This is a genomic window from Nocardioides dilutus (assembly GCF_054779555.1).
The window spans coordinates 1147948-1162539 of sequence record NZ_BAAGYA010000003.1 but is presented as its reverse complement, the minus strand read 5'-3'; the positions used below and the strand labels follow the sequence as shown (position 1 = coordinate 1162539).

Here is a 14592-nt window from a genome sequence, read left to right as displayed (position 1 = left end):
AAGGCGGCGCCCGCGAAGAAGGCGGCGCCCGCGAAGAAGGCGGCGCCCGCGAAGAAGGCGGCGCCCGCGAAGAAGGCGGCGCCCGCGAAGAAGGCGGCGCCCGCGAAGAAGGCCGCGCCCGCGAAGAAGGCCGCGCCCGCGAAGAAGGCCGCGCCCGCGAAGAAGGCCGCGCCCGCGAAGAAGGCCGCGCCCGCCAAGAAGGCCGCGCCCGCCAAGAAGGCCGCGCCCGCCAAGAAGGCCGCGCCCGCCAAGAAGGCCGCGCCCGCCAAGAAAGCCGCGCCGCTGGCGAAGGCGCCGACCGGCCGCAAGGCATCGGTCAGCAAGCTCGTGGTCAAGGAGGGGGAGGGTGCCTGGACCAAGGCCGAGCTCAAGGAGGTGCTGGCCGACCTGAAGGCGCAGCGCGCCCACAGCGTCGCGGTCCTCGACGCCCAGGAGGCCGAGCTCAGCGGGCTGATGCGCGACTCCGGCGACGGTGCGGGCCAGGACCAGGCCGACATGGGGGCGACCAGCTTCGAGCGCGACCACGAGCTCACGGTGCTCAACAGCGAGCGCGACAAGCTGGCCCAGATCGAACGGGCCCTCCAGCGCATCGACGACGGTACCTACGGCGTGTGCGAGTCGTGCGGCAACCCGATCGGCAAGCTTCGGCTGATGGCCTTCCCCCGTGCGACACTCTGTATGACATGCAAGCAGCGCGAGGAACGTCGCTGAGCCCTGACTCAGCCGAGGCTCCCTCCGTCCTGGCTCGTCGGCCCCACGTCACGCTGTTCGCGCTCGTCGCGGCGCTCCTCTACGCCGTCGACCAGGTCACCAAGCGCCTCGCGGTCGAGCACCTGACCGGTCAACCGGACAAGCCGCTCGTGGGCGACCTGCTGCAGCTGCATCTCACCCGCAACCCCGGTGCAGCGTTCAGCACCGGCACGGCGTTCACCGAGGTCCTCACCGTCGTCGCCATCGTCGCCGTCGGCGTGGTGCTCTGGCTCAGCCGCCGGCTGGGCAGCCGGGCGTGGGCGGTGGCGATGGGGCTGCTGCTGGCCGGCGTGGGCGGCAACCTGACCGACCGGATGCTCCGCGAGCCCGGGCCGTTCCGCGGCCACGTCATCGACTTCCTGATGCTGCCCAACTGGCCGATCTTCAACGTCGCCGACATGTGCATCAACGTGGCCGCCGGGCTCGTCCTGGTCCAGGCCTTCCGCGGCGTGCGGCTCGACGGGTCGCGGGTCAAGGCCGGGGGGACCGGCGATGACTGACCACGTCTCCGACGAGGCGCCCGCGGCCTTGTCGGGCAGCGACCACCGAAGCCTCCCGGTGCCCGAGTCGCTGGCCGGCGAACGGGTCGACGCCGTGATCGCCCAGCTCTTCGGCCTGTCCCGCACCAAGGCGGCCGACCTGATCGCCCGCGGTCTCGTCGAGGTCGACGGAGCCGCCGCCAGCAAGAGCGACCGGGTGTTCCCGGGCTCCGCTCTCGACGTCACGATCCCCGCCGTGGCGAACCCGCTCGAGGTCAAGCCGGAGGTCGTCGAGGGGATCCGCATCATCCACGACGACCCCGCGATCGTCGTCCTGGACAAGCCGGTCGGCGTGGCCGTGCACCCCTCGCCCGGCTGGACCGGGCCGACAGTCGTCGGCCACCTCGCGGCCGCCGGCTTCCGGATCGCCACCAGCGGCGCCTCGGAGCGGCAGGGCATCGTGCAGCGGCTGGACGTCGGCACGTCCGGGGTGATGGTGATCTGCAAGTCCGAGCACGCCTACTCCGTGCTCAAGCAGGCCTTCCGCGACCGCACCGTCGACAAGACCTACCACGCGCTCGTCCAAGGCCACCCGGACCCGCTCGAGGGCACGGTTGACGCCCCGATCGGCCGTCACCCGAGGTCCGACTGGAAGTTCGCGATCATGGCCGACGGCCGACCGAGCGTCACGCACTACTCGACGCTGGAGGCCCACCGGTTCGCCTCGCTCCTGGAGGTCCACCTCGAGACCGGCCGCACCCACCAGATCCGGGTGCACATGGCCGCGATCAAGCATCCCTGCGTCGGCGACCACCTCTACGGCGCCGACCCGACCCTCGCCGCCCGGGTCGGCCTGGACCGGCAGTGGCTCCACGCGGTCAAGCTCGGCTTCGAACACCCCGAGTCGGGGGACTACGTCGAATACGCGTCGACCTACCCCGACGACCTGGCCCGCGCGCTCGAGGTCGTCCGCGGTGCCGCCTGAGCTGACGCTCCGCCCGGCGGTGCCCCAGGACGTCGGGGCGATCGTCGCGGTCCACCTGTCGTCCCGGGGCGCGGCTGCCATGCCGCCAGGGGTCCACCCCGACCACGAGGTGCGCGCCTGGCTCACCGAGCGCCTGGACCTGGACGAGCTCTGGGTCGCCGAGGTCGCCGGCGAGGTGGCGGCGTACACACGCTTCACGCGCACCTGGCTCGACGACCTCTACGTCGCGCCCGGCCACGCCGGCCAGGGTCTCGGCAGCGCGCTCCTCGACCTGGTCAAGGCTCGGCGCCCCGACGGCTTCTGCCTGTGGGTGTTCGAGATGAACGTCCCGGCCCGCGGCTTCTACGCCCACCACGGCCTTGTCGAGCTCGAGCGCACCGACGGCTCCGGCAACGAGGAGAAGCAGCCCGACATCAAGATGGCCTGGCCGGGCACCGACCCGCTCGCGTTCTACCGCGGCCTGATCGACGAGGTGGACGCCGACCTGGGCGACGTGCTGGCCCGTCGGGCGGCCCTCACCCACGCCGTGCAGCCGCACAAGCCCGCCGCCGGCCGAGACCCGGACCGTGAGCGCGCGATCGCCGAGGCCATGGCGGTCCGCGCCCCGACGCTCGGTGCCGACCGGCTGCACCGGATCGTGCACGCCATCATCACTGAGAGCCTCGACGCGGCCGACGACTGAGCACGTGGCTTCCCGGCGCGACCGAGGGCGGCCACGACTACAGGTGTCCATTTACCCGCGCGATGAGGGCTTGTCGCCCTAGGCAGGACGTGCGGACGCTCCGAGGATGGAAGGAGACCCACCCAGGAGGGAGGCATCGCCATGGATTGGGACCTGGGACCTCAAGGGCTGGCTCTGCTCGGCGCCATGTCGCTCGGGTTCGGCACGTTCGTCGGGTTGGTCACGGGCAAGGGAGTCGCACGGCGGTTGGTGGCGGGCGCGATCACGGCCGTCTCGTGCTTCGGCGTCGGTGTGGTCGTCAGCGAGGTGATGTTCGGATGGGCCACCGAGGAGGACCTGCAGCCGAACGTCGACGGCTTGTCACGCGACGAGGTGCTCCTGTCCAGCGTGCTGACCACCGTCGTGATCATGTTGGTGCTTCGGTACCTCGAGCGCCGGGCGGCCGGTCCGAAGACGCGTTCCGGTCGGCACTCGATCGGTCCACGTCACGGCCTGCACCGTCACGCATGAGGAGCGTGGCTCCTGCCGGGAGATCCGTCACCCGACCCGCGGGATGTCGGCGGTGCCTGCCACGATCGGCCTCGGCGCCGTCGTAGGCTGAGGGTCCTTCCCCAAGGACCACCGGCGTTGAGCGACACAGACGGCGCCGTCCCATTGGCATACCCGCCGGCGACCCTGAGGAGCGACTCGAACGTGTCCCACGGCAAGGACTCCTTCGTCCACCTGCACGTGCACACCGAGTACTCCATGCTCGACGGCGCCGCGCGCCTCACCCAGCTGACCGAGCGGGCCGCCGAGCTGGGGCAGCCGGCGGTCGCGATGACCGACCACGGCAACGTCTTCGGGGCCTACGAGTTCTACAAGAAGGCGAAGGCGGCCGGGGTCAAACCGGTGATCGGCATCGAGGCCTACTTCGCGCCCAACATCAGCCGGTTCGAGCGCAAGGGCGTCAACTTCTACGGCGGCGGTCCCGACGACGTCAGCGCGCGCGGTGCCTACACGCACATGACGCTGCTCAGCGAGTCGACCGAGGGGATGCACAACCTCTTCCGGCTGAGCACCGGAGCCTGGCGCGACGGGTTCTTCAAGCAGCCGCGGATGGACCGTGAGCTGCTCTCCCAGCACGCAAAGGGGATCATCGGCACCACCGGCTGCCCCTCGGGCGAGGTCCAGGTCCACCTGCGCCACGGCAACTACGACGCGGCGCGCAAGGCGGCCGCGGACTTCCAGGACATCCTCGGCAGGGACAACTACTTCCTCGAGCTGATGGACCACGGACTCGAGCTCGAGACGCGGGTCCGCGACGGCCTGATCCGGCTGGCCAAGGACCTGCAGATCCCGATGCTGGCCACCAACGACTCCCACTACGTCATGCGGGAGGACGCGCCGAGCCAGGAGCACCTGCTCTGCATCAACTCCGGCTCCACCATGGACATCCCCGCCGGTGACGGGCCGGGGCAACGGTTCGCGTTCTCCGGCGACGGCTACTACCTCAAGTCATCCGCGGAGATGCGCGAGATCTGGCGGGAGCTGCCGGAGGCCTGCGACAACACGTTGCTGGTGGCCGAGCGCTGCGACGTGAGCTTCACCGAGTCGGCCGGCCAGTTCATGCCGCGGTTCCCCTGCCCCGAGGGCGAGAGCGAGGACTCCTGGCTGGTCAAGGAGGTCGAGACCGGACTCCGCGCCCGCTACCCCCACGGCATCTCCGACGAGGCACGCAAGCGCGCCGACTTCGAGGTCGGCGTCATCACCAGCATGGGCTTCTCCGGCTATTTCCTGGTGGTCGCCGACTTCATCAACTGGGCCAAGGACCACGGCATCCGGGTCGGGCCGGGCCGCGGCTCGGGTGCGGGCTCGATCGTCGCCTACGCCATGCGGATCACCGACCTCGACCCGCTTGTCCACGGACTGCTCTTCGAGCGGTTCCTCAACCCCGACCGCGTCTCGATGCCCGACTTCGACATCGACTTCGACGAGCGCCGACGTGGCGAGGTCATCCGCTACGTCAGCGACCGCTACGGCGACGACCGGGTCGCGATGATCGTCACCTACGGCACCATCAAGGCCAAGCAGGCGGTCAAGGACTCCAGCCGGATCCTCGGCTACCCCTTCGCGATGGGCGACCGGATCACCAAGGCGATGCCGGCCGCGGTCATGGGCAAGGACGTGCCGCTCCAGGAGGTCTTCAACCCCGAGCACGGCAGATACGGCGAGGGCGGCGAGTTCCGGTCGCTCTACGACAACGACGCCGACGTCAAGCGGGTCGTCGACACCGCCATGGGCATCGAGGGCCTCAAGCGTCAGTGGGGCGTGCACGCGGCCGGGGTGATCATGTCCAGCGAGCCCCTGGTCGACATCATCCCGCTGCTCAAGCGCCCCGCCGACGGCGCGATGATCACCCAGTTCGACTACCCGACCTGCGAAAACCTCGGCCTCATCAAGATGGACTTCCTGGGGCTGCGCAACCTCACCGTCCTCGACGACGCGCTGAAGAACATCGAGGCCAACCGGGGCGAGACGGTGGTCCTCGAGGATCTCGAGCTCACCGACGAGGCGACCTACGCACTGCTCCAGCGTGGCGACACCCTTGGGGTCTTCCAGCTCGACGGCGGACCGATGCGGGCCCTGCTCCGCTCGATGCGGCCCGACACCTTCGCCGACATCTCCGCGGTCGGGGCGCTCTACCGCCCCGGCCCGATGGGGATGGACTCGCACAACAAGTACGCCCGCCGCAAGACCGGCCGCGAACCGGTCGACGCGATCCACCCCGAGCTGGCCGAGCCGCTCGCGGAGATCCTGGACGAGACCTACGGCCTGCTGGTCTACCAGGAGCAGGTGATGGCCATCGTGCGCAAGGTCGCCGGCTACACGCTCGGCCAGGCCGACCTGCTGCGCAAGGCGATGGGCAAGAAGAAGAAGGAGATCCTCGACGCGGAGTTCATCCCCTACTCGGAGGGGATGCGGGCCAACGGGTTCTCCGACGACGCGATCGACACGCTCTGGAAGACGCTGCTGCCGTTCGCCGACTACGCCTTCAACAAGGCCCACTCGGCGTCCTACGGCCTGGTCTCCTACTGGACCGCCTACCTCAAGGCCAACTACCCGGCCGAATACATGGCCGCGCTGCTCACCTCGGTGCGCGACGACAAGGACAAGTCGGCGATCTACCTCAACGAGTGCCGCCGGATGAAGATCCAGGTGCTGGCACCCGACGTCAACGAGTCGGCCGCCGACTTCACCCCGGTCGGCAACGACATCCGCTTCGGGCTCACCGCGATCCGCAACGTCGGGCACAACGTCGTCGATGGCATCGTGGCGGCCCGGGAGGAGAAGGGCCGCTACGTCGACTTCACCGACTTCCTCGACAAGGTGCCGGCCCTGGTCTGCAACAAGCGGGTCATCGAGTCCCTGGTCAAGGCCGGTGCCTTCGACGACATGAAGCACAAGCGCCGGGCGCTGGTGACCATCCACGAGTCCGCCGTCGACCAGTACGTCGACATCAAGCGCAACGAGGCGATCGGTCAGGACTCGCTCTTCGGCGGCCTCGACGACGAGATGGGCGGGTTCGGGGTCACCGTGACCATCCCCGAGATCGACGAGTGGGACAAGACCACTCTGCTGAGCCATGAGCGGGACATGCTCGGGCTCTACGTCTCCGACCACCCACTGCTCGGCCTCGAGCACGTGCTGAGCGCCAACACCGACTGCACCATCGGCCAGCTGATGCTCGACGAGGAGCGGCCGGACGGCTCGTCGGTGACCATCTGTGGGCTGGTCACCGGCGTACAGCGCAAGATCACCAAGCGCGGCGACGCCTGGGCCATGGTCACGCTCGAGGACCTCGACGGCGCGATCGACGTCCTGCTGTTCCCGAGCTCCTACCAGCTCGCCAGCACCCTCCTGGTCGAGGACGCGATCCTCACCGTCAAGGGCCGGCTCAGCCGCGACAAGGACCAGCCCGAGATCCACGGTCAGGAGGTCAGTGCCCCCGACCTGGCCGACGCTGCGTCGGGCCCCGTGACCATCAGCCTGCCGGCGACCCGGTGCACCGGGCCCGTCGTCGAGCAGCTCAAGGACGTCCTCGGCACCCACCCGGGGATGACCGAGGTCCGGCTGCGACTCTTGACGCGTGAGGCGACCAAGGTCATGCGGCTCGACGACCGGCTGCGGGTCACCCCCAGCCCAGCGCTGTTCGCCGATCTCAAGCAGCTGCTGGGCCCCGGATGCCTGACCGGGTGACCCCAAGTGGCCACCACCGGAAGTACGCCGTGTGTCCCGCACCCCGGGCACGCACCTCGCGGCGTTGCCGTCGCTCGCTGGACGGCCAGGTACGGCTTCGCTCCGGCGCCTTGCGATGCACGCACCCGGAGCACGGGCCACCCCCGACGGACTTCCGGTGGTGACCACTAGGCCCCTCTCCTGGCTGACTCGCCCGCTCGTGCTCCTCGCGCTCTACGGCGCGGGCGGCGTCGGCGGGGGCTATGCCTGGCGCTACCTCTGGACGCCCCCCGAGGGCGTGGCCCGCGGCGGCAGATGGGTGCCGACCCCGGTCGAGGAGGGGCTCCAGAACGACTTCGCGGGCGTCGGGTGGTACGTCGTCGTCGCGCTCGTCCTTGGCCTGGCACTCGGCGCGCTCACCGCGTTCGCGCTCGACCGTGCCGAGCTCATCGGCGTGCTCGTGGCCGTGCTCGGCTCGGTCCTGGCCGCCTACCTCGTGCTCGCCGTGGGGGAGCGGCTCAGCCCACCCGACCCCGACAAGGTCGCCGCCGAGTCCGCCGACGAGACCGAGATCCCCGGGGACCTGGAGTTCGACGGCTGGACCCCGCTGCTCAGCGCCCCGGTCGGCGCGCTGACGGCGCTCAGCACCGTCTACCTGCTGACCACCAGAAGGCGCGTGGCCGAGGGAACCCGCCGATAGGCTCCCGCCGTCACAGCTGCGACAAGACGCCAACGACACTCGGATCGGAGCACCCACCGTGTCCAACCTCCCGCCCTCGGGTCCGCCCGGACCCCCGCCGCCACCCCCCGGCTCGACTCCCCAGGGATCGGCGGAATACCTCGACAGCGGCGGCGGCCGCCCCGTAGAGACGTCGGCAGCCCGCGGGGGAGGTGGGCTCCGCAAGGGTCTGCTGGTCGCCGGCGGAGTCGTCGGGCTTGCCGCGATCGGGGTGGGCGCCTGGGCGGCGGTGTCGTTCATCACCACCGGCCCCCAGCCGGCCGAGGCGCTGCCGGACAGCACGCTCGCCTACCTGTCGATCGACCTCGACCCCAGCGGCGGCCAGAAGATCGAGGCGTTGCGGACCCTCAACAAGTTCCCGGCCTTCGAGGACGAGGTCGGCATCGACGCCGACGACGACATCCGCAAGGCGATCTTCGACGAGATCCAGGGCGAGCTCGACTGCGACGGGCTCGACTACGAGGACGACGTCGAGCCGTGGCTGGGTGACCGCGCCGCCGTCGCCGCCGTGGACTCCGGGGGCGACACCCCCGACCCCGTCTTCGTGCTCCAGGTCAAGGACAAGGACGCGGCCGACAAGGGCATGAAGGCGATCCAGGACTGCGCCACGGCAGAGGGCGGTGACGCCGAGGGTGGCTGGTCGATCGAGGGCGACTGGGCGGTGATCGCCGAGACGGACAAGATCGCCGAGTCCGTCACCGAGGACGCCGCCAAGGGGTCCCTGGCCGACGACGAGGACTTCCAGAAGTGGGTCGGCGAGGCCGGTGACTCGGGAATCCTCACCATGTACGCCGGCCCGGCGCTCGGCGACTACCTCGCCGACAACGCCGAGAACCTGTTCGGGTTCCCTTTCGGCGCCAGCCTCGAGTGCATCGCGTCGCCCGACGGCGTCTCGGGATCACCTGACGATGACTGCTACGAGGGTGACAGCGGACCCACCCAGTCCCCGATCAGCGACGAGCTCGAGCAGAAGATGAAGGACTTCAAGGGCATGGCCGGCGTGCTCCGCTTCGACGACGGGTCGGTCGAGCTCGAGTTCGCCGGCGACGGCGAGGTGGCCGGGAGCAGCCTGCTGGCCAGCGACGCCGGCGGCGACACCATCTCGAGCCTGCCCGAGGACACCGCAGCCGCGATCGGCGTCGGCTTCAGCCAGGGCTGGTTCGGCGACCTGCTGGAGATGTATGCGCCCTACCTCGGTGGCGGCGAGGACCTCGACAGCCTGCTCGACGACCTCGAGACCGAGACCGGTCTCGTGCTCCCCGACGACATCGAGACGCTGTTCGGTGACTCGGCCGCCCTGGCTCTCGGCTCCGACTTCGACCCGGAGGCCGTTTTCGAGTCCTCCGACGGTGCCGACGTCCCGGTCGCGCTGAAGGTCGACGGCGACCCCGAGGAGATCGAGGCCGTGCTGGACAAGCTCCGCGACCAGCTCCCGCCCGACGAGACGCTGGTCCTTGACACCGACTCCGAGGGCGACACCGTGGTGATCGGTCCCAACGAGGACTTCCGCAAGGAGGTGCTCGACAACGGCGGGCTCGGTGACAACGAGGTCTTCAAGGACGTCGTGCGTGAGGTCGACGACGCGTCGGTGGTGCTCTTCGTCAACATCAACGAGCTCGAGGACCTGATCGAGGAGAGCATGGGCGAGTTCGACCAGGACTTCGTCGACAACGTCAAGCCGGTCTCCGGGTTCGGGGTCTCCGGCTACGTCGACGACGGAGTCGCGCACTCAGTGATGAGGCTCACCACCGACTGATGTCGCTGACGATCGCCCCGGTCACCTCCACGAGGTCGTCCGGGGCGATCTCCACGTCCAGGCCACGTCTGCCACCGGAGACGTAGACCGTTTCCCACAGGTGCACCGTTTCGTCGACCACGGTGGGGTGCGCCCGCTTCTGGCCGAACGGGGAGATGCCGCCGGCGACGTACCCGGTCGCCCGCTCGGCAGCCTTCACCTCGGCCATCTCGGCCCTGCTGCCCCCGAAGGCGCGGGCCAGAGCCTTCAGGTCCAGCAGGGCGGTGACCGGGACGATGCCGACCACCAGTCTGCCGTCCAGGCTCGCCAGCAGGGTCTTGAACACCCGGTCGGCCTCGACGCCCAACTTCTCCGCGGCCTCGTGACCGTAGGACTCGGCGGTCCGGTCGTGCCCGTACTCGTGCAGTGTGAAGGTGACGTTCGCCGTCGTGAGCGCGTTGACCGCTGGTGTCATCGTGTGGCGGGGTGGCTCAGTTGGGGCTCCACCGCGTCCGCGCCACCTCGGTGGCCGGGAGGGACGGGATGACGTTCATCGCCCGGAGCTCGGCGCGCAGCAGGTCGGTCACCATCTGCAGCCGTTCGCCGGCGTCCTCGGCCTCGAGGAGGCCCTGGCGCTCGTGCAGGGGCAGGGGCGCGCAGGCCGCGAGCGTCCAGGAGAGGTAGGACGGATCCTGGGGCAGGTCTCCCTCGTAGGGGTCGACCCGGATCTCGGCCAGGGCGGCGCGGTAGGCGGTGAACGTCGACCGGGCTCGTTCCAGCAGGTCCTCGGAGACCGGGGCCTCCGGCTCGGGCCGGTCGACCACGTGACCGACCGGGAACGTGCCTGTCGTGTCGAGCCGCTCGAGCAGGATGCGGTCGAGACCGACCGCCTCGATCGAGAAGGTGCCGTCCGGGTGCGACTCGACCTCGGTGAGCTGGACCCGGCAGCCGACCCGGAAGAGCGACTGGGCGCCGTGCTCGCCGACCTCGTAGCCCTCCCGGATCCCGACCGAGCCGAAGACCCGCCGGGTCGGGTCCTCGACCCGCAACAGGTGGTGGACCAGGGCCCGGTAGCGGTCCTCGAAGACGTTGAGCGGCACCCGGACTCCCGGGAAGATCACCGCGTTGAGCGGGAACATCGGGAGCGAGGTGCTCATCCGGGGTCCCCGCGGAAACGTGCCTTCGCGCGCAGCGCCCCCCGCACGTTTTCGTGGGGTGGGTTCATAGATGCCAACGTACTCCGCAGTCCACGGGACGTCGGGGATGCGGGGCGGGTCACCGGACCTTCCTAGAATCGCTCATATGATCCGCCGCATCGACCTGCGTGGCTCGCAGGGCGTCGACTACCGCGACGCCGTGCCTCGCGCCGACTTCGACGTCGAGGCGGCCATCCCTGCGGTCCACGCCATCTGCGAGGCCGTCCGGCTCCGCGGCCTCGAGGCGATCTACGAGCTGTCGGCGGAGCACGACGGCGTCCAGCAGACCGACATCCGCGTCCCGCGTGAGGCGCTCACCGACGCGCTGGCCGCGCTCGACCCGGCCGTCCGGGCGGGTCTCGAGGAGTCGGTCCGGCGGCTCCGGGCGACCTGCGAAGCCGAGCTGGAGCGTGACGTCGCGACCGAGCTCGCTCCCGGTGCCACCGTGACCCACCGCAAGGTGCCGGTCGGCCGCGTGGGTCTCTACGTCCCCGGCGGTCTCGCCCCGCTGGTCTCCAGCGTGCTGATGAACGTGGTCCCGGCCCAGGTCGCCGGCGTGCGCTCGATAGCGCTGTCCTCGACGCCCCAGAAGGACCACGCGGGGTTGCCGCACCCGACGATCCTCGCGGCCTGCGAGCTCCTCGGCGTGCACGAGGTCTACGCCGTCGGTGGCGCCCAGGCGATCGCCATGTTCGCCTACGGCGTCGGCCCGTGCGAGCGCGTCGACCTGGTGACCGGTCCGGGCAGCATCTGGGTGGTCACGGCCAAGCGGCTGCTGAAGGGCCGTGTCGGTATCGACTCCGAGGCCGGGCCCACCGAGATCGCCATCCTGGCCGACGAGACCGCCGACCCGGCGTACGTCGCCGCCGACCTGCTCAGCCAGGCCGAGCACGACCCGCTGGCCGCCGCCGTCCTGGTCACGACGTCCGAGACGCTCGCGGACGAGGTGGAGGCCGAGCTCGACAAGCAGGTGTCCGCCACCCGGCACGTCGAGCGGATCCGCACCGCGCTGGGCGGCCACCAGTCCGGCATCGTGCTCGTCGACGACGTCGACCAGGGGGTGGCCGTGGTCGACGCCTACGCCGCCGAGCACCTCGAGATCCACACCGCGGACGCGGCGGCGGTCGCGGCCCGGGTGCGCAACGCCGGCGCGATCTTCGTGGGCCCACACGCGCCCGTGTCACTGGGGGACTACTGCGCCGGCAGCAACCACGTCCTGCCCACCGGTGGGTGTGCCTGCCACTCGTCGGGCCTGTCGGTGCGTGCGTTCACCAAGTCGGTGCACGTCGTCGACTACTCCCGCGAGGCACTGCTCGAGGTCGCCGACCACGTGGTCACGCTGGCCGAGGCAGAGAACCTGCCCGGCCACGGCGCCGCGGTCCGCGTGCGGCTCGAGTCCCCCTGATGAGTGACCTTGATGATTGACAGAGCCTGGCCGCCGCTCCGCGACGAGCTGGCGGGACTCGAGCCCTACGGAGCACCGCAGCTCGACGTGCCCGTGCAGCTCAACGTCAACGAGAACCCCTACGGGCCGTCGCCTTACGTCGTGGCCGACATCGCGGCCGCGGTGGCCGGCGTGGCGTCGACCCTGAACCGCTACCCCGACCGTGAGTTCGTCGAGCTCCGCACCGCCCTCGCCGGCTACCTCGGCCACGGTGTGTCACCGCAGCAGGTCTGGGCCGCCAACGGCTCCAACGAGGTCATGCTCCAATTGCTCCAGGCCTTCGGCGGGCCGGGGCGCACGGCGCTGAGCTTCGCGCCGACGTACTCGATGTATCCGGAGTACGCCCGCGACACCAGCACGACGTGGGTCGAGGGTCGCCGTGAGGACGACTTCACGCTCGACCTCGACCGGGCCCGCGGCCTGGTCGAGGAGCTGAGGCCGACCGTGGTGCTGCTGCCCTCGCCCAACAACCCGACGGGCACCGCACTACCGCCCGAAGCGGTGGGGGCGCTCTGCGAGGCCGCCGGTGACGGCTGCATCGTCGTGGTCGACGAGGCCTACGGCGAGTTCCGGCGCGCGGGGACCCCCAGTGCTCTCGAGCAGCTGCCGACCTACCGCAACCTGGTCGTCACCCGGACGATGAGCAAGGCGTTCGCGCTGGCGGGCGCGCGGCTGGGCTACCTGGCGGCCGACCCGGCCATCTGCGACGCGATCCGGGTGGTGCGGCTGCCCTACCACTTGTCCGCGGTGACCCAGGCGGTCGCGCTGGCCGCGCTGCGGCACGCGCCCGAGCTGCTGGCGAGGGTCGACGAGCTCCGCGTCGAGCGGGACGCCACGGTCTCCTGGCTGCGCGAGCAGGGCCTGCAGGTGGCCGACAGCGATGCCAACTTCGCGTTGTTCGGCCGGTTCCGGGATCGTCATGCCGTCTGGCAGGGGCTGCTCGACCGGGGCGTGCTCATCCGCGAGGTGGGCCCCGACGGGTGGCTGCGGGTCTCGATCGGCACCGGCGCCGAGATGACGATCTTCAGACGGGCCCTGACAGAGGTGCTCGAAACAGGAGACACTGTTGTGACAGCAGAGACGGAAGTGAGCAGGACATGAGCGCACGCACCGCACGCAGTGCTCGGGTTGAACGCGAGACGAGCGAGTCCAAGGTCCTCGTCGAGGTCAACCTCGACGGCACCGGGCGCCACGACGTCTCGACCGGGGTCGGCTTCTACGACCACATGCTCATTTCCTTCGCCCGGCACTCGTTGGTGGACCTGACCGTCCAGACCGCCGGCGACGTGCACATCGACGCCCACCACACCGTCGAGGACACGGCGATCGTGCTCGGCCAGGCGCTGCGCGAGGCGCTGGGTGACAAGCAGGGCATCCGCCGGTTCGGCGACGCCACGGTGCCGCTCGACGAGGCGCTCGTCCAGGCCGTCGTCGACGTGTCCGGCCGCCCCTACTGCGTGCACACCGGCGAGCCGGAAGGACAGCAGTACGTCGCGCTGGGCGGCGGAGCGGGCCACGGCCCGGCCTACCTCGGCTCGCTGACCCGCCACGTCTTCGAGACGGTCGCGTTCCACGCCCACATCGCCCTGCACGTGCGCGTGCTGGCGGGCCGCGAGCCGCACCACATCGTGGAGACGCAGTTCAAGGCGTTCGCCCGGGCGTTCCGCGACGCGGTCGCGATCGACCTGCGCGAGACCGGCGTCCCGTCCACGAAGGGCGCGCTCTGAACAAGAGCGTCGTCGTCCTCGACTACGGGTCGGGGAACCTGCGCTCCGCCGTTCGCGCCGTCGAACGGGCCGGGGCGTCGGTCACCCTGACAGGGGACTTCGACACTGCTCTGAACGCGGACGGACTGCTGGTGCCAGGCGTTGGCGCCTATGCCGCCTGCATGCGCGGGCTCCGCGCGATCAAGGGCGAGCGGATCATCGGGCGTCGCCTGGCCGGTGGGCGGCCCGTGCTGGGCATCTGTGTCGGCATGCAGGTGCTGTTCGAGCGCGGGGTCGAGCACGGCGTGGAGACCGAGGGCTGCGACGAGTGGCCCGGGGTCGTCGAGCGCCTGCAGGCCCCGATCGTCCCGCACATGGGCTGGAACACCGTCGCGGCGCCGGAGGGCAGCCGGCTGTTCGCCGGCGTCGAGGACGAGCGGTTCTACTTCGTGCACTCCTACGGCGTCCGCGAGTGGGTCCTCGAGACCGGCGCCCGGACCCGGGCGCCGCTCGTCACGTGGTCCGAGCACGGCGGTGACCGGTTCGTGGCGGCCGTGGAGAACGGTCCCCTCTGGGCGACGCAGTTCCACCCCGAGAAGTCGGGGGACGCCGGGGCCCGCTTGCTGCGCAACTGGGTGGAGACGTTGTGAGCCTGCCC

Annotated in this window: 14 protein-coding genes; 12 read left to right on the top strand and 2 right to left on the bottom strand. The window is 70.5% G+C overall.

From position 1 onward, the window contains the following. The 8 genes from ACYVC6_RS21245 to ACYVC6_RS21210 all read left to right on the top strand — a co-directional run. On the top strand, nucleotides 1-711 hold a 711-nt coding region (locus ACYVC6_RS21245; RefSeq protein WP_460716495.1), incomplete at its 5' end, for a TraR/DksA family transcriptional regulator. Then, the gene (locus tag ACYVC6_RS21240; RefSeq protein WP_460716494.1) at nucleotides 684-1250 is read left to right on the top strand and encodes a signal peptidase II; all 567 of its coding nucleotides are present in this window, start codon (nucleotides 684-686) and stop codon (nucleotides 1248-1250) included. The genes ACYVC6_RS21245 and ACYVC6_RS21240, both read left to right, overlap by 28 nt. After that, nucleotides 1243-2214, top strand: coding sequence for an RluA family pseudouridine synthase (locus ACYVC6_RS21235; RefSeq protein WP_460716493.1), 972 nt, complete (start codon nucleotides 1243-1245; stop codon nucleotides 2212-2214). The genes ACYVC6_RS21240 and ACYVC6_RS21235 overlap by 8 nt, the downstream gene beginning before the upstream one ends. Next, nucleotides 2204-2896 carry a GNAT family N-acetyltransferase gene (locus ACYVC6_RS21230; RefSeq protein WP_460716492.1) on the top strand — a complete coding sequence of 231 codons (693 nt, stop codon included), beginning with the start codon at nucleotides 2204-2206 and terminating at the stop codon, nucleotides 2894-2896. The genes ACYVC6_RS21235 and ACYVC6_RS21230 overlap by 11 nt, the downstream gene beginning before the upstream one ends. Before the next feature lie 141 nt (nucleotides 2897-3037). Continuing rightward, nucleotides 3038-3406: a hypothetical protein gene (locus ACYVC6_RS21225; RefSeq protein WP_460716490.1), complete on the top strand. Its 369-nt coding sequence runs from the start codon at nucleotides 3038-3040 to the stop codon at nucleotides 3404-3406. A 183-nt stretch (nucleotides 3407-3589) separates the two neighbouring features. Continuing rightward, nucleotides 3590-7135 carry a DNA polymerase III subunit alpha gene (gene dnaE / locus ACYVC6_RS21220; protein WP_460716489.1) on the top strand — a complete coding sequence of 1182 codons (3546 nt, stop codon included), beginning with the start codon at nucleotides 3590-3592 and terminating at the stop codon, nucleotides 7133-7135. A 160-nt stretch (nucleotides 7136-7295) separates the two neighbouring features. Then, on the top strand, nucleotides 7296-7814 hold the full coding sequence (locus ACYVC6_RS21215; protein WP_460716488.1) for a hypothetical protein: 519 nt from the start codon (nucleotides 7296-7298) through the stop codon (nucleotides 7812-7814). 58 nt (nucleotides 7815-7872) lie between these two features. After that, the gene (locus ACYVC6_RS21210) at nucleotides 7873-9609 is read left to right on the top strand and encodes a DUF3352 domain-containing protein (RefSeq protein WP_460716486.1); all 1737 of its coding nucleotides are present in this window, start codon (nucleotides 7873-7875) and stop codon (nucleotides 9607-9609) included. On the opposite strand, the gene ybaK is transcribed toward ACYVC6_RS21210, so the two are convergent. Next, entirely contained in the window at nucleotides 9596-10063 is a 468-nt protein-coding gene (gene ybaK / locus ACYVC6_RS21205) for a Cys-tRNA(Pro) deacylase (protein ID WP_460716484.1), read from the bottom strand. The two genes, ACYVC6_RS21210 and ybaK, sit on opposite strands and share 14 nt — an antisense overlap. A 16-nt stretch (nucleotides 10064-10079) precedes the next feature. Further along, the gene (locus tag ACYVC6_RS21200; RefSeq protein WP_460716483.1) at nucleotides 10080-10745 is read right to left on the bottom strand and encodes an LON peptidase substrate-binding domain-containing protein; all 666 of its coding nucleotides are present in this window, start codon (nucleotides 10743-10745) and stop codon (nucleotides 10080-10082) included. Nucleotides 10746-10890: 145 nt separating this feature from the next. Between ACYVC6_RS21200 and hisD the strand changes: the two genes are divergently transcribed. From hisD to hisH, 4 genes are read left to right on the top strand one after another with little or no spacing between them, the layout of a single operon-like run. Next, nucleotides 10891-12189, top strand: a complete 1299-nt coding sequence (hisD, locus tag ACYVC6_RS21195) for a histidinol dehydrogenase (RefSeq protein ID WP_460716481.1) — start codon at nucleotides 10891-10893, stop codon at nucleotides 12187-12189. A 12-nt stretch (nucleotides 12190-12201) separates the two neighbouring features. Next, nucleotides 12202-13329 carry a histidinol-phosphate transaminase gene (locus ACYVC6_RS21190; RefSeq protein ID WP_460716480.1) on the top strand — a complete coding sequence of 376 codons (1128 nt, stop codon included), beginning with the start codon at nucleotides 12202-12204 and terminating at the stop codon, nucleotides 13327-13329. Then, nucleotides 13326-13955 carry an imidazoleglycerol-phosphate dehydratase HisB gene (hisB, locus tag ACYVC6_RS21185; protein WP_460716479.1) on the top strand — a complete coding sequence of 210 codons (630 nt, stop codon included), beginning with the start codon at nucleotides 13326-13328 and terminating at the stop codon, nucleotides 13953-13955. Before ACYVC6_RS21190 ends, hisB begins: the two co-directional genes overlap by 4 nt. Continuing rightward, entirely contained in the window at nucleotides 13952-14584 is a 633-nt protein-coding gene (gene hisH / locus ACYVC6_RS21180) for an imidazole glycerol phosphate synthase subunit HisH (protein WP_460716529.1), read from the top strand. The genes hisB and hisH overlap by 4 nt, the downstream gene beginning before the upstream one ends. Nucleotides 14585-14592: the final 8 nt, after the last annotated feature.

Coding starts and splice junctions, on each gene's coding strand:
- ACYVC6_RS21240 (WP_460716494.1), top strand. CDS start 684: ATGCAAGCAGCGCGAGGAACGTCGCTGAGCCCTGACTCAGCCGAGGCT.
- ACYVC6_RS21235 (WP_460716493.1), top strand. CDS start 1,243: ATGACTGACCACGTCTCCGACGAGGCGCCCGCGGCCTTGTCGGGCAGC.
- ACYVC6_RS21225 (WP_460716490.1), top strand. CDS start 3,038: ATGGATTGGGACCTGGGACCTCAAGGGCTGGCTCTGCTCGGCGCCATG.
- ybaK (WP_460716484.1), bottom strand. CDS start 10,063: ATGACACCAGCGGTCAACGCGCTCACGACGGCGAACGTCACCTTCACA.
- ACYVC6_RS21200 (WP_460716483.1), bottom strand. CDS start 10,745: ATGAGCACCTCGCTCCCGATGTTCCCGCTCAACGCGGTGATCTTCCCG.
- hisD (WP_460716481.1), top strand. CDS start 10,891: ATGATCCGCCGCATCGACCTGCGTGGCTCGCAGGGCGTCGACTACCGC.
- ACYVC6_RS21190 (WP_460716480.1), top strand. CDS start 12,202: ATGATTGACAGAGCCTGGCCGCCGCTCCGCGACGAGCTGGCGGGACTC.
- hisB (WP_460716479.1), top strand. CDS start 13,326: ATGAGCGCACGCACCGCACGCAGTGCTCGGGTTGAACGCGAGACGAGC.